The sequence below is a fragment of the Solibacillus sp. FSL R5-0691 genome, from assembly GCF_037974225.1.
Lineage (GTDB): Bacteria > Bacillota > Bacilli > Bacillales_A > Planococcaceae > Solibacillus.
Genome location: NZ_CP150231.1, coordinates 843,413 through 868,204 on the forward strand (window position 1 = coordinate 843,413; position 24,792 = coordinate 868,204).

Below are 24,792 nucleotides of genomic sequence, written 5' to 3' on the forward strand. Positions count from 1 at the left end.
TAAGTTTACGGTCAATTCTAATAATAGAACAAAATGGTAATTGATGCAATGACAACATTGTGTCATAGTGTCCAAAATTGGTATAATTATACTACCTAAAATAATGGTGGAGGATTTTAATGAAAGTTTTATTTCGCATATTAATTATTGCAACTTGTATCGGGATTATCGTTTATTATACAAATGGGGAGTCCTCGCAAACCGAATTATTGGAAGGCCCGCCGAGCATTACGAAACCGGTAGTCGAGCTGGAACCTTCCATACCGACTGAACAGTTTCTTCCGCGGCCGGTTACAGGTATTTCTACATTAATAGGTAAAACTTCGAAGGATGTATTGGAAGCCTATAGTATCCCGAAGCGAATCGATCCGTCGGAATATGGGTATGAATGGTGGATTTATGATACGGATAATGGACTGTTGATGGTCAGTATAAAGGAAGACCGTGTAAATCAGATTTATACAAATAATAGTCAATTCGATATTGCACCGTTCCAAGTCGGAGAGCTATTGGACGATATTTATCGTACGACAGTTTTGGGACAGGAAATAACCGTTGAGCTCGATGATAATATTTATATGTTTGCAATGAATGAACAAGATTTACATAATCGTATTTTAGTAAAATATGAGGATCTTTACGCTCAATTATACATAGATCAAGAAACGAATCAATTATACAGTGTCCGTTTTCTGGATGGGGAAACACTCGTATTGCATAAGCCGTATGAGATGCAGTTTATAGGAGAGCTTTTTGAAGCAAGCACACCGTCAAGCTATCAGCAAATCGATATTAATTTGGCCCACAGAAGACAATTGACGGAATTGGCAAATTCCTTGCGGTTGCAATACGAATTGCCAGCATTACTCCCTTTAGACTCGCTCGCTTCAGTGGCGGATTATCATAGTGAACATATGCTTTTAGGAATGATGGATTCCCAAGTAACAAATGATGCATATAAGATTGAAGACCAGTTGAATGAAGTACACCAGAATTATGAACGCCATGGTGTTAATGTGGCAACAAATTATAAAGATGCCATTGAGGTGATACATGGCTGGATGAACTCGAAGGGACACCGGACATTGCTTACGGATGAGGAGTTTACGCATATCGGTTCCGGGGCTTTTATGAATTACTATACACAGCTGTATGTGAAACAAAAATAAAAATTAAAAATTAAACGCTGCGATATGTAGCGTTTTTTTTTTGTCTTCATAAAGTATGGTAAGGAGTGAAACCGTGCAAATTGGAGAATTGATTAAAGATTGGCCGTGCACTATGAAGGGCTCCATTAGAGTGGAAATAAAACGAGTGGAAGACGATGCGAATCTTATTGCGCCCGGAGATGCTTTTATTGCAAGGAAGGGAAATAAGTCGAGTGGTATTTCGTATATTGACAGCGCTTTGGAGAAGGGTGCTGCAGCAATTGTAGTAGATGATGAAAATTACTTTAATGAAGCCGATTTACCTGTACCGATTATTTGGGTACCGAATTGTTTGAGTTTTATCGCCTATGCGAGTGCAAAAATTTATAATTTCCCCGCAGAAGCACTAACCGTGATTGGGGTAACAGGCACAAACGGTAAAACAACTGTTACACATTTTATCGGACAAATTTTAAATCAGTTGGATAAGCGGGCTATGGTAATCGGTACGAACGGTGTTTTTATCGACCAGGAAAAATGTTATCCGGAAATGGAAGCACTGACAACATTGCAGGCGAAAAATATTCAGTTTTTGTTTAAAGAGGCGATTCGTCTCGATGTACCTTACGTTGTTCTGGAAGCTTCATCCGTTGGTCTGGAAAAACATCGTCTGGATCATTGTGATATTGATATCGGTATTTTCTTGAATGTGACAGAAGATCACATTGAGGACCATGGTAGCTTTGAACGCTACAAACTATCCAAGCAGATTTTATCGACCTTGGCGAAAAAAAATATTATCAACAGTGATGACAGTGTTTGTCGTTCCATTGGTTTAGCGACAAAAGGCAAACGTATTTTTTTCGGCAAGGGAAGCCATGTCGACTACTTTTTCCAAACGCTAGTTGACGGACCAGCATCAACGACTTGTTGTATTCAGCATAAGAAAGAGAAGCATATAGTGAACATCCCGTTAGTGGGTGACTATCAGTGCAGTAACGTACTTGCGGCAGTAAGCTGTGTTGCACAGCTCGGTTTTCCGTTAAGTGATATATGCAATACTATCGGAAATCTAGTATTGCCTGAAGGACGGTTTGAGCATGTGAAAAACGAGTTAGGCTTATCGATCGTCGTCGATTATGCCCATACACCGGATGCGATGAAAATGATTCTGCAAACTTTAAAAAAACATACAAAGCGCCGGTTAATTGTCATGTTTAGCTGTGGTGGTAACCGAGATAAGGCAAAACGTCCGAAAATGGGAATGATTGCTTCCATTTATGCGGATTATATTATTTTAACGACAGATAATGCACGCAATGAAAGTCCGCAGCAGATCAATAAGCAAATCCGTGAAGGTTTTTCTTCTACCCAGGAGTATATTGAATGCCTTAACCGGAAAGAAGCGATTGAGCACGCACTTAATTATGCGGAAGAAGGCGATACAATCGTACTGTTAGGAAAAGGTCATGAAAAAACACAGCAAATCGGTGACAAACAAAAATACTTTTCAGATTTAGTATTTGTTCGGGAAATGGTAAGACAATTGGAAAAGCGTCGGTTGAACAATCATTGATTTTCCCTTCAATTCTGTTATGATAAAGTGAGATTGGAGGAATAAACAATGCTCATGACTTCTGATTGGGTTTTTATTTTAGATGAGGTCGATGAATTAAATGCGATGATCCTTTCCTCTGAGCAAGCCGAAAACCTTCGTCTTGCGAAAAAGGCAGTTTACGAGGATGCGGAATTAAGCGCACAAATTATGGCCTTTCAACGATTAAAAGACCAATATGAGGATGTACAACGCTTTGGCAAATACCATCCTGATTACAATATAATTATGAAAAAAATTCGAACAGAAAAGCGTCTGATCGATATGAATGAACAAATTGCGGCACTCAAAGTGGCGGAAAATGATTTTCAGGATTTACTTGATGAAATCAGCCTTCTTATCGGCCATTCCGTTTCGGAAGCTGTCAAAGTTCCGGTAAGCAATCCGTTTTTTGCGAGCAGTTCTTCCTGCGGCAGCGGATGCGGCACAGGCGGCGGTTGTTCGTGTTCAGCTTAATGTAATAAAAAAGCTCCCGAAAAATTTCGGGAGCTTTTATTGTTATTGCGATACTTTTTGGATGAGTACTTCTGCGATATCCGGACGGTTTGTCACAATCCCCATTGCCCCTTGTCGGATGACACGGTTCATTGTTACAAGATCATCGATATCACTGTAAATTGTCGGTACATTAAGTTCCGATAAAAACTTAATAAAGCGCGGTGAGTCATAATTGAAAACACCCTGTTTCAGTGGAACGATGAACAAGTCCACTTTTGGGTGATACAGATGACCGAATTGGCTTGTGAATGACGTCATTGCCTTCTTAATATCGCCTTCACCGGCACCAAGAGCGATACGGTTTTGCGCATATAAGTTGAAGCGGTCGATTTGTTCGCTATACGGACTTGTCACGATTACCTGGTATTGAATATTCAATTCTTCAATTAAGCGCCATAGTTTAGAAGGCATTAAACTACCTTCATATGTGTCTGGACTATCTTGAATGTTTACGATAAATAGTTTATCTGGATAAGTTTCGATTAATTGGCGTAATGTCACGGCAAGTACATGCTGTTCTCTGTATGGGAAAGCACCTTCTAAATCTTCAAAGTTGTAGCCGATATTGAGTTCTTTTAATTGTTCAAGTGTAAAATCTTTAATAAAGCCAGAGCCATTTGTTGTGCGGTCTACCGTTGCATCATGAAAAGCGACAATTTCTTCATCTTTTGAAAGGCGTACACTTACTGTAAAGCCATCCACACCGATTTCCGCTGCTCGTTCAAAAGCAAGTAACGAATGTTCAGGTGCCAGACCAGCGCCTCCATGTTGTGCGATAATAATTGGACGTTCAAATTGTAATGCTTCTTTTGATTCACGTTTTTGCGGCTTTGAAATCGCTTTTGTTCCTGCCCATGCCGCCGCACTAGCCGCCGCGATTGCTAAAGCAACTTTAGTTTTCTTACCCATTAAATTCGTCCTCCTCTAACCGTACATTGTTTCGTTGAAAGCTATGTGCAATAAATGTGTTTTTAAAGCTTAAAATAGTATGAAGTGTATATCTCACTCTACTATTTTCCATTATAACGGAAAAGAAGTGGAACTGTCTAAACTCTGTTGCTAACAATTTGCACATTTGGTATGCTTTTAGTGAAAAAGACGGCTTGAAACTGAAGAAATTTACAGGAATTTGTTGCGTGATTAAGCTGAATATAAATTTTTTTATGAAGAAACGAGGAGTTTTCCATGAATGAAAGACAAGGTTTAATTATATACGTTCATCAATTAAAACATGCGAAGTCGTTAAGGAAGTATGGTCACGTAAATTTCATCTCCAGAAGATTAAAATATGTTGTGATTTATTGTAATCGAGACGAAATCGAAACATTGAAAAATAAAATACAACGCCTTCCATTTGTGAAAGACGTTGTTGAATCATACCGTCCATTTGTTAAAAATGAATTTGAAAATGCAAAGCCGGATAAGGCAAAAGAGTACGATTATAAAATTGGCTTATAATTTTTACTTACTGCATCGGTGGTATGTAACGATTTAATCTTAAAATACCAATTAAGTATTGATAAAATTGATTTTTTTCCGAAAAAACAGATGAGTGTTTAATTTCAAGAATGTTTTCTTGCTGCTTAGCATCTTGAATCGTTTGTTTAAATATCTCAATTCGCTTTGACAGTTTTTCCTCGCTATATGGAATCCCTTCGCGGCAAATATATATTGGCATGAATTTGCTTTCACCTGATGGTTTAAAAGCCACGGCTAACGAAGCGACTGAATTGCCATCATGAGTTGCGGTGAAAATAAATGCGTTATGGAATCGATGCTCATTTGTTTTGACCAGTTCGCAAAGCTCGTATATATCGCCATAGCCTTGACCGAGTTCGATAAATTGTTGAATCATTTTTTAGCACATCCTTTCTTTATAATAGTAACATGACGCAGGAGGTCAGGCACTTGAAAATTGCCGTTAGTATTTTTTCATTTTTAACGATACTAATCGGAACTATACTTTTTATGCAGTTCCAAGTTTATTCGGATAATTTGGATTCGACAGAGAAAGGCTATCGTTATTCTCAGGAAATTGAAATAGTGTACCGTGGCGAAAGCCTGGATATTCGTCAGCACTTTAAAAATTTGCCGAACGAAGAACTTATGATTGAATGGCCGAAAACTTCCATTAATCCGGATTGTTTTATAGAAAATGAACATAGCTGTGCACGTTTAAGTGAAGACTCCACAAAGTTTAATGCAGGAGAAACACGGGCACAATCGATTTCCTATGTCATTCCATTAACAAACGGCTTACAGTCCCGTAAGCTGATGAAAAATGTTTTTGCTACATTAAAAAACGGTGACGTCCAATTCACTACTGTCCATATTTCCACTGGAAAAGAAGTGAAAGGACAATGGGTAACAGGTTTGCCGCTAATCGGTGAACAAAACTTGTCACTAGTCAACTATTCGATGTTTAGCGGGGAAGGTCCTGTAAAAGATCTGTTTTGGCAAGATGGGGACTTTGCGCTGCAAAATGAAGTGGGTGCTGTTTCCATTTATTCAAGAACCCCATTAAAAGCTGCATTTTATGAAAAGCTGGAAAAAGTCAATTTTATAAACGACGAGCATCTTGCAGTCATTAATGGCACGAATGTTGATGGTATAGACGGATTCCGTATGCTTTTTGTGCCAGATGCAACCGTTGCGAAGGTGCAACGAAATATACTGATTACCCAACTTGAAGCAACGTATGAGTTTGGTGACAGTCCGTATTGGCTGAAAGAATTAATGGCCTCCTTTTTAACGGGTACAGTATTTGGTACTGAAAAAACAAAAGAAGTCGCTGCAACAATTACCGGCCAATTAACGGACGGGCAATTGACAGATTGGCGGGAACGTTTACGCGCATTGGAAGGCAAAAAAGTCAATGGAGAGCTACTCGACAAGGAACTGTCTGAAATATTGGGAGCTTCTACGAAATATATTTCGATGAACGCCCAATCAGAAAAGTCCTATCCGTTTTTATATAATGACCCACGGCATCTATATGTCAATTCGGAAAAGCAACCTGCCGTCCAAGTCGTACTAAAAGATGGCGAAGTATTGTACGGAGCGGATTTACTGCTTGAATCAATCGGGTATGATGTAAGTATAGGTGAACACGGTTATTATGCCGTAAGTGAAACACGTGAATTCCGATTCCCGCACGAACCGGGTTTTTATGTATTTAATCAGCGACGCTATAATACGGCATCGTTACCTGTAAAACAGGTTGCGGGTCAATATTTCATTGAGGAATCGTGGTTGCAGCGCCTGTTTTTAGTTGATATTAAAAAAACGGAAGACCGGATTGATATTACGGCTCCTTAAAAACGATTTAGTAAGAAAGTTTGGTGGAAAACATGCGCGTTGTTGCAGGAGACAGAAAAGGAATGCCTTTAAAGGCGATTACAGGAAATACAACACGACCGACAACAGATAAAGTAAAGGAATCCATTTTTAATATGATTGGACCATTCTTTAATGGTGGTTTAGCAGTAGACCTATTTGCCGGAAGTGGCGGACTTGGTATCGAGACACTTAGTCGGGGGGCAGACCATGCGCTGTTTATTGAGAAAGATGCACGTGCTTTCCAAGTACTCCAGGAAAATATAAAAAAATGCCGTTATGAGAATGTATCTGAACTTTTCCGGACAGATGCGACGCGTGCGGTGAAGGCTTTATTAAAAAGAGATATTGTCATTGACTACTTATTTTTGGATCCGCCATATCACAAAAAGGAATATTATGATTTAGTCGAAACACTTGTTGAAGGCGGGAAATTGGCGCATGATGCAATCATTATGTGCGAGCATTCAACAGAAGTCACGCTGCCGGAAAACTACGGCAGCTTTAACCTTGTAAGACAAGAAGAATACGGCAGTACGATCATTTCTATTTATCGTCATGAAGAGGAAGAGGGAGAAATCGTTTGACAGAAAAAATCGCAGTAGTACCTGGAAGTTTTGATCCGATTACGAATGGTCATATAGATATCATTCGTCGGGCAGCCGATGTTTTTGACACAGTATATGTCGCAGTATTAAATAACTCAGCAAAAAAACCATTGTTCTCAATAGAAGAGCGTACAGCCTTAATTAAAGAAGTGACTAAAGATTTGCCGAATATTCGAATCGAAACCTCTTCGGGATTACTGATCGATTATGCCCGTGAAAAGAAAGCGAAAGCCATTGTACGTGGTTTACGTGCAGTTTCCGACTTTGAATATGAAATGCAGATCACTTCGATGAACCGAGTGCTTGATGAAAATATTGAAACATTTTTCATCATGTCAAAAAATCAGTATTCATTTTTAAGTTCAAGCATTGTAAAAGAAGTAGCCAAATATGGCGGGAATGTAAGTGAACTTGTTCCAGCCCATGTTGAACAAGCATTAAACGAAAAATTCTCCAAATAAAAAAGAACTTCTGTGAAGGATAATCCCTTACACAGAAGTTTTTTTGTTTTCACAATGGAGCTGGCTGTACCCGCAAAAAAGCGTCCGCCGCAACGGTAATCAATAGACTCCATAAAAAAAACTTCTTATAAAAACAGCAGGAAAAATAAGATCGGAATGACAATGCTGTAAATCAGACGTGTGAAAATATATGGTCGAATCGCAATGTTTGCCGATCGGGCAATTACGATTACCTGAAGATGAATACTTAGACTTTGAGTTGTCAAAAATACAACAGTGAAAAATATGAGCATGTCGCCATATAGTTGCTGGTGCAGTAAATGTAACCCGTTCGTAACTTCGAGAAAGCTGGCAATTCCAATTTCTAAATAGGTAGGAATTGATTTGAAAACCATTTCGACACTATGTAGAAACACTTGATAAATCGTCGTAAAGAAGATGATCGTTGTTGCCACAATTAATATCGTCGGGGCACTTTCCTTGATACTTGACGTAAACGGTGTCGGGTCTTTTGGTGCTCTATGCACTTCCTTCGAAAGCGGAGGAGATAATTTATATACGGCAATGAGTAAAATGAGTGAGAAGCTATGTAATAAAATTAAATATTGCCAGCTGAATGATGTGGAATTTAATAAATCACTTCCGACAAAGCCGAATAAAAATAGCGGGCTTGGACAATGGCAAATACCTAGTAAATAGGCAGCTTGCTGCTTTGTGATCGAATTACGTTTCACGAGTTGCGTAATTGTAGCAGCACCTGTAGGGTACCCCCCGATTGCACTAATTCCGTAGGTTTGCAAAAAAACGAAAAACGGTGAATTATTATAGGAATGGGTCAATTTTAAAAGCCAAGTTGTTAACACTAAATACGGCAGTAAGTATGGAAATAAAGCTTCCATAAAAAGTGAAACACCAATGTCTGCGCCAACATGTGTCATTTCCGGGAAGAACAATAATAAACTAATTAATGTAATACATAAAAGGATTGTCCAAATATTTTTCATCCTTTTCAATATTTTGTCATTCGCTCGTTCAAATGCTACACTAATTGTATGCAATTGAAGATTAAATTAGTATTTCAAGGAGTCAGAACGTAATTTTCAAGGAACGATTTTTGTTGAGGAATCGTCTTACTATTTGTTAACAGCTTACAAAAATTGGTCCGGATACAATTACGATGATGTGAAAGTGATTAATTATAGAGGAGTTCAAATAAATGGGGAATAAAGGGAAAATAGCATTTGGCCTGTTTTTAATTATATTAATGGGTTTGTCATTTTATCGGTTGGATTACTATATTACAAAACCGGGTGGTACATATAATGTAAGCGAATTTTTGGCTATTCAAAATGGGGATCAGGACGATGAAGGTTCATTTTATATGACGACCGTTGCAATGGGGCAGGCAACTCCGCTAACGTATGCACTGGCAGCCGTCGCGGATTATTATGATATTGTAAAATTATCAGATGTACGACAAGAGGAAGAAGATGACGAAGAGTATAATGTTCGTCAGTTGAAATATATGACGGACTCCCAATTTAATGCCACGTATGTAGCGTTCAATCGCGCAGGGCTTGATTATCAGGTGACATACAAAGGGCTTTATGTGTTGAATGTCCTTGCAGATGGTGCTGCAGACGGTCATTTAAAACCGGGAGACGAAATTGTTGAAGTGGATAATGAGCGTATTGACAGTTTGGATACGTTTTTGACGCTGATTACACCGAAAGTAAAAGGGGATAAGATTAACCTAGTTGTAAAACGTGATGGAAAACTGATTGATGAAACATTGGAGATTAAAGAAATTCCAGGTACTGAAGGGCGTATCGGGATCGGTATTACCTATTCAGAAAGTAAGTCAATCAAAACAGACCCGAAAGTGACCGTCAAAACAGAGGATATCGGCGGACCGTCTGCCGGTTTAATGTTTACTTTAGAGCTGTTAAATCAGCTGATCGATGAAGATTTAACAAGAGGATATGAAATTGCAGGTACCGGTGAAATGCTGGAGGATGGAACAGTAGGACGAATCGGCGGTATTGAGAAAAAAGTTGTTTCTGCGGATAAAGAAGGCGTCGATATTTTCTTTGCGCCTGATGATGAAATAACAAAAGAAATGCTTGAGTATAACCCAAGCATTACTTCAAATTATGAGGTGGCAGCCGAAACAGCTAAGGACATTGAGTCCGATATGAAAGTCGTTCCTGTAAAAACAATCGATGATGCCCTGAATTATTTAAAACAACTAAAACCGAAAAATTAATAGCGAATAGGCGGAGTTTTATAATCTTCGTCTATTTTTTTATTTGAAAACTGCTGTATGCCTAGTTGATACATCTGGGTCGCGTGCAGATCGATGGCCAGGATTGGATCATTGACAGCTGCAACCCGGCTGATGAGCGGCAGTGAAAGGGACTTTTTAATTTTTGAAATATATTGCTGTCCCGCTGCTGTCATGCCCAATATCCGAATATAAGTAGGGCTTGAATAGGCATGTAACTGTTCTTTTGTGATTCCTGTATAAATATGTGTCAGCATTCGCTGCAGTCTTGTCCATGTATAACGCTTCGATTTCAACGCATTCATAAACTCCTCAAAGTCCGAACTTGTTCTTGCATATTTAATAAGTGAGTTTTCAAGCCCTTCTGATACGTCTGCATACTGTTTTAACTGCTGAGGGGTATGTCTTAAAATGGCATATTGTAAAAGTGGCCAGAAACTATGCCAGCTGGCAAAGCGACCATGATTTTCCTGCCAGTGAACAAGTTGATCGATACTTGGCTCAGGTAAATATTGTGTAACCTGTTTTAGAGACTTACCGCTGAACAATGCCTGTCGAATCCCGGTTGCACTGGCAATTTCACTGTCTGTATCAATCGCATCATGATAACCTGCAGCAATTCGCTGAATAGTAGCGGGCCGCATAACAGTCTGATTCTTCTCGATTGCTTCGACGTAATGGAAGCCTAATATATTATTTGGTTGCCCTAAATCAATGTATGCATCCGGGGAAAGTTGTTTAAGCTGTTCATATGCCGTAAAAAGAGCTTGCGGGTAGCTTTTGCCTTGCTGGATTGTTTCTTTAATGATGGAATTATAAAGTGTACGATTGCTTTCGATTAAGTGATAGGTGTTCAGAAAGGGCGTGATGCTTCCTTGTTCGCTCCCAAATGCTAATGTTGTACATTGCATTGCTTCCAGTAGCTGTACGGCACCTGAAGCAAAATCAGTTGCCTGAGCGGTACTGAAAATATAGGGAAGCTCGATTACGACGTCGACCCCGCTTGCGAGTGCCATTTTTGTCCGATGCCATTTGTCGACGAGTGCTGGCTCTCCTCGCTGTAAAAACTGACCGCTCATAACAGCAACCGCAATATCACTGTTCGTTGTACGTTTTGCTTCGTTTACGTGATGCAGATGGCCATTGTGAAACGGATTATATTCAACAACTATACCGACGGCTTGCATAAACTTCCCCCTTACGCTAAAATAGTTTTTTGTTCGCATCAATACATTCGAAATGAATGTATGTATGCAATATGTTAGAATTAATTTGATTATAAGCACGTTTTGTAATAGTGACAAGAAATTATCTTGACATCTTTTTTTATGGGCTATATAATAAACAGTGTTGTCTCGAGGTGATTAACGAATGAAATGGTCAATTCATCAATTATCAAAGTTTCGAAAAGACGGAATGCCGATTGATACAGTTGTTCAGTTGGATGAAGTAAAAACTCGTAACCCCGATATTCGAAACGTTTCACCCGTTCATGTAAAAGGGCTTTGTACTTTTGGTGCATCGCAAATGACTTGTCAATTAACGATTAGCACTACGTTGACGCTTCCATGTGCACGCACGTGGGAAGATGTTGAATATCCTGTGAACATTGAAACGGTAGAGGTTTTCAGCTGGACCGATGAGAGAAATCGCGGGGATGTTGAGGACGATATCCATTATGTTGATGGTGACGTTGTTGATATGAAACCAGTCCTGGAGGAATTAATTCTTCTGGAAGTACCGATGCAAGTATTCAAAGAGAATACCGAAGGACAAGTGCATGGCGGTAAAGGCTGGGACTATTCAACGGATGAAGATGTAGAAAAAGCTAAGGAAGTTGACGAACCAAAATTGGATCCAAGACTGGCTGCTTTAGCTAAGTATTTTGATCAAACAGATGAATAAATATCTGTAAGGAGGTGCCATCAATGGCTGTACCATTTAGAAGAACTTCTAAAACTGCAAAAAGAAAGCGTCGTACGCATTTCAAACTATCTGTACCTGGTATGGTAGCTTGCCCAAACTGTGGAGAAGCTAAACTATCTCACCGCGTTTGCAAAGCTTGCGGACAATACAAAGGTAAAGAAGTAGTAGCGAAATAATTCAGTATTTACGCTATATAAAGACTAGTTAAGAGACCATGGCTCTTAACTAGTCTTTTTTCTGTTTTTCGATAGAAGCATTGTCAAAACAATAGCGCTCTACTATTATTAGAATAGTTTGATATATCGAAATAATTACTAAAGGGGATGGGAAAGTGGATTATTTAATTCAGAATGAAGATGGGATTTTAACATTTACGATTAACCGAGAAGAAAAAAGAAATGCGATAAACTATGCGGTGATGGATGGTTTAAAAGAAGTTATTGCTTACATAAAAGAACATAATGATGTGCGCTTTTTAGTTATTACAGGTGCTGGAGAGAAGTCGTTTTGCTCAGGCGGGGACCTGTCGGAGTTTCATAGTTTGGAAACAGAAGAAGAAGCATTTGGCATGCTGAGTAAAATGGGCCATATTTTATATGACTTAGCGACATTGCCTGTACCGACCATTGCTTTAATTAATGGGACGGCTGTCGGGGGCGGATGTGAAATTGCGACAGCTTGTGATTTCCGCCTGATTTCCTCACATGCCAAAGCCGGTTTTATTCAAGGGACATTGGCGATTACGTCCGGATGGGGTGGAGGAACTTATTTATTTGAGCGTGGCCTTCGCCATGATCGTGCATTAAAAATGCTCGTAGATGCAAAACCATATGACGCGCAAACGTTATATGAGATTGGCTGGGCAATGCGCGTCTATATCGAAGGAACAAAAGAGCAGGCGCTTGCCGATTTCATTGAGCATATGGTGAAGGTTCATCCTTCCGTGCACCAGGCATATAAAGAAATTGAATTAAGAAAATGGCGTGAACGCAATATGTATGAGCGGGTGATGGAAGAAATCCGACTATGTGCAAAGCTGTGGGAGTCTGAAGCTCATCATAAAGCAGTGCAGAACTTCCTTGAGAAGAAAAAATAATCCGTTAACAAATTGCTTAACGATCCCTAGTTACGATGAAAACTATTTTTCTCGTAACTTTTTTTGTTTTTAAGTCTATTTTGTTCATCATGGCATATAGTAGTAAAAAATATGAGGTGGTGCAACTGTGGAGCAAAAAAGAAGGAAAGATCAATGGACAATTGCAGACGATGAAAAGTTAGCGGAAATTGTGATTCAGACAGTTCAAAATGGACGTACACAACTAGAAGCTTTTGAACAGGCAGCACAGGAATTAAACCGGACAAAGCAAGCTTGCGGCTTTCGCTGGAATAAAACATTGCGAGCGCAGTATGGACAGGTGTTGAACAGTGTCAGAAAGCGCCCGAAGCAGTTGATGCGCAGTCACTTAAAGCTGGCGTTATCTAGTTTTGAAGAATTGACAGAAGCATATAACGAACTAGAAATGAAATATTCGGAACTGCAATCAGAGTACGACAAAATTACTAAGTGGTTACAGCAAGGTGTAGCCTTAACTAAAGGGAAACCTAGTTGAAGAAAAATGAGTTATAAATAGAAATAAAATAATTTTTCGAGAAAATAATTGTAATTAATTTTAAGGCTACTTACAATAGAAGTAGAAACATAGCGCAAGTAGCGCAAATATCTTCTAACAAGGGGGCCTTTTGCATGGCAGAAGTAAAAGCACAGATGGCAGGAACAGTATTCGAAGTAAGTGTTAAAGAAGGGGACAGTGTGACAAAAGGGCAAACACTCATCATTTTGGAATCAATGAAAATGGAAATCCCGCATGAAGCAGAAGCGGATGGGACAGTAGCAAAAATTACTGTTGCTGAAGGAGATTTCGTTGAAGAGAATGATATTTTAGTAGAATTAGCTTAAGTGATGGAGGAAAGATAATGACACAGCCTACTTATAACGAACACTTACAGCAAAAAATAGAAGAAATATATGCAGGCGGGCAACCAAAATATCATGAAAAGTTAAAAGAAACAAATAAACTTTTTGTCCGGGATCGCTTGAAACAACTATTTGATGATGGAATTTATGAGGAAGATGCCCGTTTCGCTAACGTTGAGGCCGGTGATTTGCCTGCAGATGGTGTTGTAACAGCTGTTGGGCAAATTGACGGGCAAACGGTATGCGTTATGGCGAATGACTCTACTGTCAAAGCTGGATCATGGGGATCGCGAACAGTTGAAAAAATAATCCGTATTCAAGAAACTGCGGAAAAGATGCAAGTACCAATGCTTTACCTAGTCGATTCTGCAGGAGCGCGCATTACAGATCAGCTGGAAATGTTCCCTGGTCGACGCGGAGCAGGTCGTATTTTCCATAATCAAGTACGTATGAGCGGAATGATTCCTCAAATATGTATTTTATTCGGTCCATCTGCTGCAGGAGGAGCCTATATTCCGGCCTTTTGTGACATTGTAATAATGGTGGACGGAAATGCTTCAATGTACTTAGGGTCACCGAGAATGGCTGAAAAAGTTATCGGTGAAAAAGTTTCGCTGGAAGAAATGGGTGGAGCGCGTATGCACTGTACCGTTAGCGGCTGTGGGGATGTATTGGCTGCAAACGAAGAAGAGGCAATCCGTGAAGCGAGACGTTATATCAGTTATTTCCCTGCGAACTTTGCAGAATTCCCGCCGATTGATGAAACAAAGGCACCGAAAAGCGAGAGAACACTGGAAGAGATTATTCCAGAAAATCAGAATGCGCCGTTTGATATGTATGAATGCATTGAACAGCTCATTGATGAAGACAGCTTCTTTGAAATTAAAAAGCTTTTCGCTTCTGAACTGATCACAGGGCTAGCCCGCATCGATGGGCAAGTTGTAGGGATCATCGCCAATCAGCCAAAAGTAAAAGGCGGCGTATTGTTTATCGATTCTGCCGACAAAGCGGCGAAGTTCATTACGCTTTGTGATGCTTTCTCCATTCCGCTGCTATTTTTAGCGGATGTACCGGGCTTTATGATCGGTACAAAAGTAGAAAAGGCAGGCATTATTCGACATGGGGCGAAATTTATATCAGCGATGAGTTCCGCAACAGTACCGAAAATTTCGGTTATCGTTCGTAAAGCTTATGGAGCTGGCCTATATGCAATGTGCGGACCGGCATTTGAGCCGGATGCAGTCATTGCATTGCCGACAGCCCAAATCGCGGTTATGGGTCCTGAAGCGGCTGTGAATGCTGTTTATTCAAATAAAATCGAGGCGATTGAAGATCCGAAAGAGCGGATACAGTTTGTGAAACAAAAAATCGAAGAATACAAGGAAGAAATTGATTTATACAAATTGGCTTCCGAAATGGTGATTGATGATATTGTCGCACCAAATCAACTTCGACATACATTAATTCAACGCTTTAATTACTATAATTCGAAACAAATTGTCTTACCTTATCGAAAACATCCGGTATATCCAGTATAATAAATTTACCTAAAGGTCTGTCTTGAAGGCAGACCTTTTTAATTCGAAATAAATTTGAGGTATAATATAATGCGAATTGAAATCATTGGGGCAGGTGCAGTTGGTTTATTAGTAGCGAGCTATTTTGCTGAAAAGAATATGGACGTATATATTGTCGGGAAACCTGCTGGAAAAACTGTATGTAGGGATATCCAGATTGCTAGGACGAATTTGAATCAATCTGTCGTGACCGTCAATGTTAAATATATTTCGGCACTTTCAAATGAAGCGGATTTAATCATCATAGCAGTAAAATATGGACAACTTCATGAAGTGTATGCAAGTATGGAGCAGGTAAAAGAATCTATTCCTTTATTATTTTTGCAAAATGGTTTAGCGCATTATGAGGAAGCACTTGCATTAAGTAAAGCCCATATTGCATTTAGCTCGATCCAATTCGGGGCTCTTAAACTGTCGCAGTATCATGTCGCCCATAAAGGGGGAGGCGTGATGAAGATTGCTGTAGCAAAAGGGGACCACAGCAAGTTTGATTTCCTGCTTGAACTTTCATCGTCAAAATTGCCGATCGTATTTGAACAGGATGCCGAAATGATGCTGATGGAGAAAGCGCTGCTGAATTGTTTTATCAATCCATTAACCGCAATATTGCAAGTGAAAAATGGACAGCTGATTTCACAGATCTATACATTACAATTATTAAACAAATTATATAACGAACTCATGACGGCATTTCCGCAATTTAAAGAATCGTTCCAATTTGAACAAGTGGTTGCGCTTTGTGAAAGGACAGCAGAAAATACATCGTCTATGCTGGCAGATCGTCTCGCAAATCGCAAAACCGAAATTGATACGATAGCAGGGGCAATTTTGAAAAAGGCGGAGCAAAATGGGAAAGAATTACCTGTGTTACAAACACTTTATCAACTAGTGAAAGCATTAGAAGAGAGCGGTGAACAACTGTGATATTATTTTTTCAATATTTAGTGGCGACAATTATTGTGTGCCCGATTATTGTTTTTATCACTATGCTGCTCATATGCCGTAAGCTTCGGGTAAAAAAATATAAAGCGATTGGCTTGGCAGCGGATATTACAACATTTCTTTTGTTATTTTCGATACCAATTGCGTTACAAGCAGTATGGAATATTGGTATATTAATGCCGATGCTAATTGTCGTACTTGTAATTGCGATTGTTTTTACATATGTTGATTGGCGAACGAAAAAAGAACTTGAAGTAAAGCCATTAATGAAAAAAATATGGCGCTTTTACTTTTTATTGTTCAGCATCACTTATTTTATAATTTGGATTGTTGGAATTACCCATTCAGTTATGATGTTTATGATGGTTGATTAGGTGGCTGGACTTTTCTTTTACTATAAACTAGTATCCGGAAAACAAGAGGCAAAACAATGATAAGGTAATTTTAAAATTGAGTAAAGAGAAGTAGAGGAGAATTTTTCATGGAGCTAGAACAAATAAATTCACCAGTAACGAATAAGCTATTAGCGGACTATTGGTCGGAGAATGCCGATATCCATTCGTTTTTTGAATATAAATATAATGAGGGAGCTTTTGATCAACGATTTGCATATTTGAAAAATCGTGCATATCGTTCGAAAGAGCTGGCTCAAATTATTCGTAGTTATATGGAGCAGTATGGCATCTCGGAAAAAACGGCGCATCACTTAGATGAGCTTGAACAAGGTGCGGTAGTGGTAGTAGGTGGTCAGCAGGCTGGATTGCTGACAGGTCCTCTCTATTCTGTTCATAAAGCGATTACGGTTATTCTGCTGGCGGAACAACAAAGAAAAAAACTAAATGCACCAGTCGTACCAATGTTTTGGATTGCGGGTGAAGATCACGATATTGAAGAGATCAATCATACGTATACAATGGCAAACGGCGAAGTGAAAAAACGTGGTTACAGTGAACGTTCTAAGCTGAAGAAAATGGCTTCAACTACAGAATTGAATAAAGAAGCACTACAACAGTTTATTTTAAATGTATTTAAAGATTTCGGAGAAACAGAACATACAGCAGACTTGCTGAAAAATGTTTTGAGCCATGCAGAAAATAGTGAAACATTTACGGATTTCTTTACACTACTGATGAATGATTTATTTAAAAAACATGGTTTATTAATGTTGGATGCAACATATGGACCGTTCAGACAATATGAAAAAAACTATTTTGTCCAATTGATTGAAAAGAACGAATCAATTGCAACGGGTGTTGTAGCGCAGGAAAGAAAGCTTGCGGAGAATGGCTATGCAATGCCAATCGAAGCGACGGAGCAAAATGCGAATTTATTTTACATTAAAGAAGGCGAGCGTTTTCTGCTGGAACGAAGTGGCGGCCATTTTAAAAATGGAACGGCACATGCGAATTTTTCAAAAGAGGAGCTATTGGCTATAGCGAATGAGTCTCCTGAAAGTTTAAGCAATAATGTTGTAACCCGACCATTAATGCAGGAAATGGCACTGCCGGTACTCGCTTTTGTCGGCGGTCCTGGTGAACTTGCTTATTGGGCTACGTTAAAGCCTGCTTTTGATACACTGCAGCTGCAAATGCCGATATTTGCGCCAAGACTCAGCATTACGCTTATTACCCGTCAAGTAGATGCGTTATTGGAACAAAAAGAACTATCTGTAACGGATGTGCTGACAGGCAAGGTCGATGAGCATTTAGCGCAATTTGTAGAAAGTGTGAGAGACGAGCAAGTAACTCGCGCAATTGAGCAGATGCAAAAACAGATGGAAGAACAATACGAACAGCTGACGAGCTATCTGCAGCATGGTAACTATCATGTGGAAGATTTATTGGAGAAGAATAAAAATTACCATGAGCGCCAATTCCATTATTTACGCTCAAAACTGGAACAGCAAAATATAGAAAAGCATGAAGTTGCAATTCGCCAATACACAACGATCCAGTCACTATTATATCCGAATAATAGTTACCAGGAGCGCCTGTATAACCCTTATCTATTTCTAAATACCTATGGGGAAAAGCTGATTGATGATTTATTGGAGTTACCTATGAGTATATCCATGAAACACCAACTTATTACCTTATAAAAAATAAGAGTTATCTCGTATAGAGATAGCTCTTTTTTGTGTCTTTTGGCACCGAACGTATGTGTGAGAATATGCTCATTTACGTAATTTCAATTTATTGTTATGAGAAGCAATGAATTTGGTGGTAGAAAGTGGGGGGATGTGGTACATTATTTATTAAAGTGGGGTGAGTAGCATGTTCATGGGAGAATATCAACATTCTATCGATGCAAAAGGCCGTATGATTGTCCCTGCAAAGTTTCGAGAATCACTTGGAGAACACTTTGTAATAACTCGCGGGCTAGATCAATGCATTTTTGGATATCCTATGGATGAATGGCGAAAACTCGAAGATAAATTAAAGGATTTACCGATGACCAAAAAAGATGCACGTGCATTTGCGCGATTTTTCTTTTCTGGGGCTACAGAAGTAGAAGTGGACAAGCAAGGCCGAATCAATATTCCATCTACACTGATTGGATACGCTAATCTTGAAAAAGAATGTGTGATATTAGGTGTATCGAGTAAAATTGAAATTTGGGCGAAAGAATCTTGGCAGCAATACTTCGAGCAATCGGCAGAATCATTTGATGAAATCGCAGAAAATCTGATTGGCTTTGATTTTTAGATTTAAAAGATGAAGAAATTAGAATTTTGGTCACTATTACATGTCCGACATGAACTTTTAATCCGGGTGTAATAGTACCGACACGTAATTGAATTAATATTAAGAGGTGCTTCAAACTATGTTCGATCATACAACCGTATTATTGAAAGAAACTGTTGATGGGTTGAACATCAATCCGGATGGTATTTATGTAGACTGTACATTAGGTGGTGCAGGCCACAGTGAATACCTTGTAAAACAATTGTCAGAAAAAGGCCGTTTAATTTGCTTTGACCAGGATACAACGGCTATTGAAAACGCAAAAGTACGATTAGCCGATTATTTGGATCGCGTTATTTTCGTACACTCAAATTTCCGCTATTTAAAAGAAGAATTATACAAACTGAACATTCATCAAATAGATGGAATTTTATACGATTTAGGTGTTTCATCACCACAACTTGATACACCTGAACGAGGATTTAGTTATCATCACGATGCACCGCTCGATATGCGGATGGATCAGACTGCAGAACTTAGCGCCTATCATGTTGTGAATGAATGGTCATACGAAAATCTAGTACGTATTTTCTTCCGTTATGGCGAAGAAAAATTTTCAAAACAAGTTGCGCGCAAAATTGAACAAGCCCGTGAAATTGCTCCTGTTGAAACGACAGGTCAATTAGTAGAGCTTATAAAAGATGGTATTCCAGCCCCAGCACGTCGCAAAGGTGGACATCCTGCCAAACGAATTTTCCAGGCTATTCGGATTGCTGTAAATGATGAATTAGGCGCAGCGGAAGATTCTTTAGTAGATGCAATCGATTTATTGAAAATTGGTGGTCGTATAAGTGTGATTACATTCCACTCATTAGAAGACCGCTTAACGAAAACACTATTTAAAGAGGCTTCATCATTGCCTGATTTACCTCCAGGTTTACCGGTAATTCCAGAGCATATGAAACCAATCCTTAAGTTAGTGTCAAGAAAACCGATTTTACCATCAGACGAGGAGTTAGCTGCGAATAATCGTTCACGTTCAGCAAAATTGCGCATCGCTGAAAAAATTAACGATAAAGGACGTGGGTAAAAAATGGCAGTAAGAGCAAGACAAACTTATATACAACAGCAGCCAGAACTACCTCAACATCAGCAGCAGGAACAAAGACTGCCGGTCCAGCCTAAAAAACGCAAAGCAAAGTATTTTTCGGCACAGGAAAAGTTTTTGTTCCTAGTATTTGCAATCGTAGTAGCATCTTTCGCTATTTCCATATTACATACTCAAGGAGAAATCCAAACGCTCAGTATGGAAATCCAAAAAATCGAACGCGACATAACTGAAGTCAATAACAATAATACAGATTTAAAAGTACAAGTAAGTGAACGCTCCACTCACCAACGTATTTGGGAAAAAGCGAAAGAACTCGGATTAACACTAAATGAGAAAAATGTGAAAGTAGTGCCGGGAGAATGAAAAAGAGAAGATTTCGTTACCAGATAGGAGCCTTTCTAATGTTTATTTTCTTTGGAGGGCTCTTTTTACTATTATATTGGCGTTTTGCATCGATTCAGGCGACAGGAATGGTAAAAGGGCATGAATTGGAAGAAGAAGCATTATCAAGGTACGAAACTGGATATGTGTTATCGGCAGACCGTGGGAAGATTCTGGACCGCAATGCTAATGTGATTGCCGAAGATACGTTAAGCTACCGTCTTGTAGCGGTAATTAAAGAGTCGGCAACAGAAAGCAAAAAAAATCCAAGGCATGTCGTCGATAAAGCAGAAACAGCTAAATTATTGGCGCAATACATTCCGATGGATGAAGAAAAAATTTATGAACGGCTAAACCCTTCGAAAGATTTATATCAAGTCGAGTTTGGACTGGCAGGGCGCGGCATCAGTCATGAAGTGAAAAAGAAGATTGAAGAGCTCAAGTTGCCTGGCATTCTATTATATAGCGACAAAAAACGCTATTATCCGAACGGCGCCTTTGCCTCTCATCTTATAGGTTTTGCACTGCGTGAAACCGATGATGACGGGAATTCGTCGGTTGTCGGTAAAATGGGACTTGAATACATTTATGATAAGCAATTGACCGGAACTGACGGAAAGTTAACCTACCAGCGCGACGCCCGTAACTATTTATTGCCTAGCAGCGATAAAGTGGTTCAGGAAGCGCAGGACGGGAACGATATTTATTTGACAATCGATAAAACAATCCAAAACTTCCTGGAAGAAGCAATGTCACGGGTCAATGATCAATATAATCCACAGTCTATGGTTGCTGTCGTGGCAAATCCGAAAACGGGAGAAATTTTGGCGATGTCACAGCGACCGACATTCAATCCTGACACGCGTGCAGGATTAGATGGTAACTGGCTAAATGATGTTGTTGAAAATACGATTGAACCGGGTTCCACATTTAAAACATTTACGGTTGCAGCTGCGATCGATTCGGGGAATTGGTATCCGAATGCCATGTACCAGTCGGGGCAGTATAAAGTTTATAACGATACAATACGGGACCACAATAGATACGGATGGGGTACAATTTCCTATTTAGAAGGTATCCAGCGCTCTTCCAATACAGCAATGACAAATTTGCTTGATGTGATGGGATGGGAAACGTTTGAAAGCTATGTAAAGGATTTTGGGTTCGGCCAAAAAACAGGCATTGACTTACCAAATGAAGCGAGCGGCATTATTAACTCGCGCTATCCTTTAGAAAAATATACGACAACATTCGGCCAAGGATCGACTGTTACACCGATTCAGTTAATTCAAGGTGTGACGGCAGTTGCAAATGACGGGAAAATGATGCAGCCGTACGTAATTGATAAAATTGTCAATCCGAATACAGGTGAGGTTTTAGTAGATTCAAAACCTACTATAAAAGGTGAGCCGATTTCGGCAGAGACAGCCGAGAAAACACGTGAAGTACTAGCTTCAACTATTTACGGGGAAGCTGGGAATGCGAAACGATTCCAAATTGACGGCTATAAAGTGGCCGGTAAAACGGGAACTGCCCAAATGCCGAAAGCAAATGGGGTTGGTTATGACTGGGGGAAAAATGAGTTCCTTTATTCATTTTTAGGAATGGCTCCAGCAGAAGATCCGCAGCTCGCTGTATTTATTGGCGTTGCAAAACCAAAACTAGGGGCAACCGAAATAGGTTCTGACCCGGTTTCACAAGTTTTCAATTCAGTTGTACTGAACAGTTTAAAGTATATGAATATCAATCCGTCGGACGTAGCGGAAGTCGAAACGACAAAAGTTGAGGATTATGTAGGGAACCAGACAGATACAGTTATGACTCAACTGGAAGCAGAGGGACTGGTACCGGTAATAATTGGTCAAGGCGGAGAGATTACAGAACAGTTCCCTGCAGCAGATGCATCATTAACAAGCGGGAGCATCGTTTTCTTAAAAACAGATGGAGAAATTACATTACCTTCGTTTAGTGATTGGTCATTACGTAATTTACTTGTTTATAAGTCACTATCCAAACTCCCGATTGAAATTGTCGGGGAAGGCTATGTTGAAAGCCAGAGTGTTTCCGAAGGGACGCCGATAACAGACGCTTCACCGATCGTCGTCAAGCTCAAAACTCCTGAGGAAAAGCATTTGACCCCTCCGGCAGAGGATATGGAGCTTGAAGAAGAAGAGGAAGACGAAGAATTTCTTGAAGAACTTCCACAAGATTAGAGAGATTTGAATACAAACTTCATCTTTAACATACGTTGTTTTAGGTGAGGTGTCATATTATGAAATGGGTAACTACAAAATCGAAAAAACGTTTAACATGGATCGCCATCGCACTTGGACTATACGGCGTGGCGATTTTTGTTAAATTAGTATCCGTTCAAATTATTCAGTATGATGAGCTTTCGACAAAGGCAAAAGAAAACTGGGACAGGGAAATTCCGTTCCATACACAGCGAGGCGAAATTACTGACCGGAACAATGAAGTAATTGTAACGAATAAACTAGCCCCGACTTTGTACTTCATGCCTTCACAAAACGAAGATAAAGAACAAGCAGCAGACGCCATTGCAAATGTACTCAATAAAGATCGTGCCAAAATATTGGAAAGACTGCAGCAACGCGTATCCCTAGTAAAAATTGCTCCTGAAGCGAAAAATATTACGTATGAGCAAGCGGAAAAAATTCAGCAGCTCCAAATTCCGGGATTGTACAGTGGTGTCGATTATGTAAGGTCTTATCCGCACGGTAATTTGCTCGCACGCTTTTTAGGGTTTACAGGTGCAGATAACCAAGGCTTGGCAGGAATCGAATACGAGTATGATGAATTATTAAAAAGTTCGGACGCAGCCATTCGGCTATTTACGGATGCGAAAGGGAATGCACTCGAACATGTAGATGATGAATGGAAAGACGGAAAAGACGGAGCGACCATTCAGTTAACAATTGATTTAAAGCTTCAGAAAATCGTTGAACGAGAATTATCACAGGCTATGCTGGAGTATGATGCAGATCAGGCATTGGCCATTGCCATGAATCCAAACAGTGGTGAAATATTGGCGCTTGCATCATTCCCGACATATGATCCGACGAAATTTTCGGAAGTAGAGCCAAGTATCTACAACCGGAACCTTCCTGTATTTATGTCGTATGAGCCGGGTTCCACATTCAAAATCATTACGCTCAGTGCCGCAATTGAAGAAGGTGTAGTCAACATGGAGGAAGAACACTTTCATGACCAGGGCTATACAATGGTCGAGGGAGCACGATTGCGCTGCTGGAAACGGGAAGGACATAAAGACCAGACGTTTTACGAAGTTGTACAAAATTCCTGTAACCCTGGATTTGTAGAGCTGGGGCAACGAGTTGGTTCAACAAAGCTGCTTGAGTATATTCACAAATTCGGATTCGGGAAAAAAACAGGCTCGAACATTGCCGGAGAATCGACAGGGATATTGTTTTCTAAAGAAGCATTTGGTCCTGTAGAGCATGCAACGACCTCTTTCGGTCAGGGTGTTTCTGTAACACCGATCCAGCAGATGCAGGCGGTCTCAGCAGCTATTAATGGCGGTACATTATATACACCGTATACAGTTTCAAAAATATTGGACTCTAAAACAAACGAAGTTATTATGGAGCAAAATCCGGAAGCGAAAGCGCAGGTTGTCAGTGAGGAAACATCCGAAAAAGTGCGTCATGCATTGGAGCTTGTTGTTGCAAAAGGTTCCGGACGTCAGGCATTTCGTGATGGCTTACGCATCGGGGGTAAAACAGGGACTGCGCAAAAGGTGGAAAATGGCCGCTATAAAGACGGCGACTATATTGTTTCATTCATCGGATTTGCGCCGGCCAATGACCCGGAAATTATCGTTTATGTTGCGATTGATAATCCGAAAAGCTCTCTGCAATTCGGAAGTGTTATTGCAGCACCGATTGTAGGACGTATTATTGAAGATGCAGCACCGCTTTACAATATCGAAAAGCAAAAAGATCAGATAGAACGGGATTACGTGTGGGGCGATGAATTGACTGAGCGTACACCAAACTTTATTGGAATGACTAAAGACGAAGTAATTCCACATTTATATCCTTATAAGATTGAATGGCACGGAGAAGGCGAAAAGGTAATTCAGCAAGTACCGTCAGCTGACAGCCTTATTCTCCAAAGTGGTAGTGTTCATTTATATTTAGGAGATTAATTTGAATTTCCATCTTTCAAAATGCAACTAAAACAACTATTATAGTGAAGGACGTTT

General features: G+C 39.7%; 26 protein-coding genes. 22 read left to right on the forward strand and 4 right to left on the reverse strand.

What is annotated here, in order from left to right:
• Positions 1 to 119 precede the first annotated feature (119 nt).
• From MKY51_RS04010 to MKY51_RS04020, 3 genes are read left to right on the forward strand one after another with little or no spacing between them, the layout of a single operon-like run.
• Positions 120 to 1,169 (forward strand): CAP-associated domain-containing protein, encoded by a 1,050-nt coding sequence (locus MKY51_RS04010; RefSeq protein ID WP_339175424.1) that lies wholly within the window; start codon positions 120 to 122, stop codon positions 1,167 to 1,169.
• Positions 1,170 to 1,224: 55 nt separating this feature from the next.
• Positions 1,225 to 2,724 carry a UDP-N-acetylmuramoyl-L-alanyl-D-glutamate--2,6-diaminopimelate ligase gene (locus MKY51_RS04015; protein ID WP_339175426.1) on the forward strand — a complete coding sequence of 500 codons (1,500 nt, stop codon included), beginning with the start codon at positions 1,225 to 1,227 and terminating at the stop codon, positions 2,722 to 2,724.
• A 48-nt stretch (positions 2,725 to 2,772) separates the two neighbouring features.
• Positions 2,773 to 3,219, forward strand: coding sequence for a YlbF family regulator (locus MKY51_RS04020; protein ID WP_008403432.1), 447 nt, complete (start codon positions 2,773 to 2,775; stop codon positions 3,217 to 3,219).
• Positions 3,220 to 3,261: 42 nt separating this feature from the next.
• Here MKY51_RS04020 and MKY51_RS04025 read toward each other — a convergent pair whose 3' ends face one another.
• Positions 3,262 to 4,170, reverse strand: a complete 909-nt coding sequence (locus MKY51_RS04025; protein ID WP_339175428.1) for a glycerophosphodiester phosphodiesterase family protein — start codon at positions 4,168 to 4,170, stop codon at positions 3,262 to 3,264.
• 276 nt (positions 4,171 to 4,446) lie between these two features.
• Between MKY51_RS04025 and MKY51_RS04030 the strand changes: the two genes are divergently transcribed.
• A complete protein-coding gene (locus MKY51_RS04030) occupies positions 4,447 to 4,719 on the forward strand; it encodes a YlbG family protein (protein ID WP_008403430.1) in 273 nt (90 codons plus the stop codon).
• Positions 4,720 to 4,726: 7 nt separating this feature from the next.
• On the opposite strand, the gene MKY51_RS04035 is transcribed toward MKY51_RS04030, so the two are convergent.
• Complete coding sequence (locus MKY51_RS04035) at positions 4,727 to 5,116, reverse strand: methylthioribose kinase (protein ID WP_339175430.1); 390 nt, start codon at positions 5,114 to 5,116, stop codon at positions 4,727 to 4,729.
• A 53-nt stretch (positions 5,117 to 5,169) separates the two neighbouring features.
• On the opposite strand from MKY51_RS04035, the gene MKY51_RS04040 reads away from it, so the two are divergent.
• From MKY51_RS04040 to coaD, 3 genes are read left to right on the forward strand one after another with little or no spacing between them, the layout of a single operon-like run.
• Positions 5,170 to 6,579: an RNA polymerase II gene (locus MKY51_RS04040; RefSeq protein WP_339175432.1), complete on the forward strand. Its 1,410-nt coding sequence runs from the start codon at positions 5,170 to 5,172 to the stop codon at positions 6,577 to 6,579.
• A 32-nt stretch (positions 6,580 to 6,611) separates the two neighbouring features.
• The gene (gene rsmD, locus MKY51_RS04045) at positions 6,612 to 7,184 is read left to right on the forward strand and encodes a 16S rRNA (guanine(966)-N(2))-methyltransferase RsmD (RefSeq protein WP_339175434.1); all 573 of its coding nucleotides are present in this window, start codon (positions 6,612 to 6,614) and stop codon (positions 7,182 to 7,184) included.
• Positions 7,181 to 7,666: a pantetheine-phosphate adenylyltransferase gene (gene coaD / locus MKY51_RS04050; protein ID WP_339175436.1), complete on the forward strand. Its 486-nt coding sequence runs from the start codon at positions 7,181 to 7,183 to the stop codon at positions 7,664 to 7,666. The genes rsmD and coaD overlap by 4 nt, the downstream gene beginning before the upstream one ends.
• 125 nt (positions 7,667 to 7,791) lie before the next feature.
• On the opposite strand, the gene MKY51_RS04055 is transcribed toward coaD, so the two are convergent.
• Positions 7,792 to 8,670, reverse strand: coding sequence for a hypothetical protein (locus tag MKY51_RS04055; protein ID WP_339176573.1), 879 nt, complete (start codon positions 8,668 to 8,670; stop codon positions 7,792 to 7,794).
• A 212-nt stretch (positions 8,671 to 8,882) separates the two neighbouring features.
• Between MKY51_RS04055 and MKY51_RS04060 the strand changes: the two genes are divergently transcribed.
• Complete coding sequence (locus tag MKY51_RS04060; RefSeq protein ID WP_339175438.1) at positions 8,883 to 9,932, forward strand: SepM family pheromone-processing serine protease; 1,050 nt, start codon at positions 8,883 to 8,885, stop codon at positions 9,930 to 9,932.
• Here MKY51_RS04060 and MKY51_RS04065 read toward each other — a convergent pair.
• Positions 9,929 to 11,137, reverse strand: a complete 1,209-nt coding sequence (locus MKY51_RS04065; protein ID WP_339175439.1) for a nucleotidyltransferase — start codon at positions 11,135 to 11,137, stop codon at positions 9,929 to 9,931. The two genes, MKY51_RS04060 and MKY51_RS04065, sit on opposite strands and share 4 nt — an antisense overlap.
• 184 nt (positions 11,138 to 11,321) lie before the next feature.
• On the opposite strand from MKY51_RS04065, the gene MKY51_RS04070 reads away from it, so the two are divergent.
• The 14 genes from MKY51_RS04070 (at position 11,322) to MKY51_RS04135 (ending at position 24,735) form a co-directional block, all read left to right on the forward strand.
• Entirely contained in the window at positions 11,322 to 11,855 is a 534-nt protein-coding gene (locus MKY51_RS04070) for a YceD family protein (RefSeq protein ID WP_339175441.1), read from the forward strand.
• A 23-nt stretch (positions 11,856 to 11,878) separates the two neighbouring features.
• On the forward strand, positions 11,879 to 12,052 hold the full coding sequence (rpmF, locus tag MKY51_RS04075; RefSeq protein ID WP_008403415.1) for a 50S ribosomal protein L32: 174 nt from the start codon (positions 11,879 to 11,881) through the stop codon (positions 12,050 to 12,052).
• Positions 12,053 to 12,207: 155 nt separating this feature from the next.
• Entirely contained in the window at positions 12,208 to 12,972 is a 765-nt protein-coding gene (locus tag MKY51_RS04080; protein WP_339175442.1) for an enoyl-CoA hydratase/isomerase family protein, read from the forward strand.
• 127 nt (positions 12,973 to 13,099) lie between these two features.
• Positions 13,100 to 13,486 carry a transcriptional regulator gene (locus tag MKY51_RS04085; RefSeq protein ID WP_339175443.1) on the forward strand — a complete coding sequence of 129 codons (387 nt, stop codon included), beginning with the start codon at positions 13,100 to 13,102 and terminating at the stop codon, positions 13,484 to 13,486.
• Positions 13,487 to 13,620: 134 nt separating this feature from the next.
• Positions 13,621 to 13,833, forward strand: a complete 213-nt coding sequence (locus MKY51_RS04090) for an acetyl-CoA carboxylase biotin carboxyl carrier protein subunit (protein ID WP_079524997.1) — start codon at positions 13,621 to 13,623, stop codon at positions 13,831 to 13,833.
• A 17-nt stretch (positions 13,834 to 13,850) separates the two neighbouring features.
• On the forward strand, positions 13,851 to 15,389 hold the full coding sequence (locus MKY51_RS04095; RefSeq protein WP_339175444.1) for an acyl-CoA carboxylase subunit beta: 1,539 nt from the start codon (positions 13,851 to 13,853) through the stop codon (positions 15,387 to 15,389).
• Between the two features lie 69 nt (positions 15,390 to 15,458).
• On the forward strand, positions 15,459 to 16,352 hold the full coding sequence (locus tag MKY51_RS04100) for a 2-dehydropantoate 2-reductase (RefSeq protein ID WP_339175446.1): 894 nt from the start codon (positions 15,459 to 15,461) through the stop codon (positions 16,350 to 16,352).
• A complete protein-coding gene (locus tag MKY51_RS04105; RefSeq protein ID WP_339175447.1) occupies positions 16,349 to 16,744 on the forward strand; it encodes a DUF3397 domain-containing protein in 396 nt (131 codons plus the stop codon). Before MKY51_RS04100 ends, MKY51_RS04105 begins: the two co-directional genes overlap by 4 nt.
• Positions 16,745 to 16,851: 107 nt before the next feature.
• Positions 16,852 to 18,468, forward strand: a complete 1,617-nt coding sequence (gene bshC / locus MKY51_RS04110) for a bacillithiol biosynthesis cysteine-adding enzyme BshC (protein WP_339175448.1) — start codon at positions 16,852 to 16,854, stop codon at positions 18,466 to 18,468.
• A 175-nt stretch (positions 18,469 to 18,643) separates the two neighbouring features.
• Positions 18,644 to 19,075, forward strand: coding sequence for a division/cell wall cluster transcriptional repressor MraZ (mraZ, locus tag MKY51_RS04115; protein WP_014824545.1), 432 nt, complete (start codon positions 18,644 to 18,646; stop codon positions 19,073 to 19,075).
• A gap of 118 nt (positions 19,076 to 19,193) precedes the next feature.
• Positions 19,194 to 20,144: a 16S rRNA (cytosine(1402)-N(4))-methyltransferase RsmH gene (gene rsmH / locus MKY51_RS04120; RefSeq protein ID WP_339175449.1), complete on the forward strand. Its 951-nt coding sequence runs from the start codon at positions 19,194 to 19,196 to the stop codon at positions 20,142 to 20,144.
• Between the two features lie 3 nt (positions 20,145 to 20,147).
• Positions 20,148 to 20,528 (forward strand): cell division protein FtsL, encoded by a 381-nt coding sequence (gene ftsL / locus MKY51_RS04125; protein ID WP_008403403.1) that lies wholly within the window; start codon positions 20,148 to 20,150, stop codon positions 20,526 to 20,528.
• 38 nt (positions 20,529 to 20,566) lie between these two features.
• A complete protein-coding gene (locus MKY51_RS04130) occupies positions 20,567 to 22,759 on the forward strand; it encodes a penicillin-binding protein (protein WP_339175451.1) in 2,193 nt (730 codons plus the stop codon).
• Between the two features lie 59 nt (positions 22,760 to 22,818).
• Positions 22,819 to 24,735, forward strand: coding sequence for a penicillin-binding transpeptidase domain-containing protein (locus MKY51_RS04135; RefSeq protein WP_339175452.1), 1,917 nt, complete (start codon positions 22,819 to 22,821; stop codon positions 24,733 to 24,735).
• Positions 24,736 to 24,792: the final 57 nt, after the last annotated feature.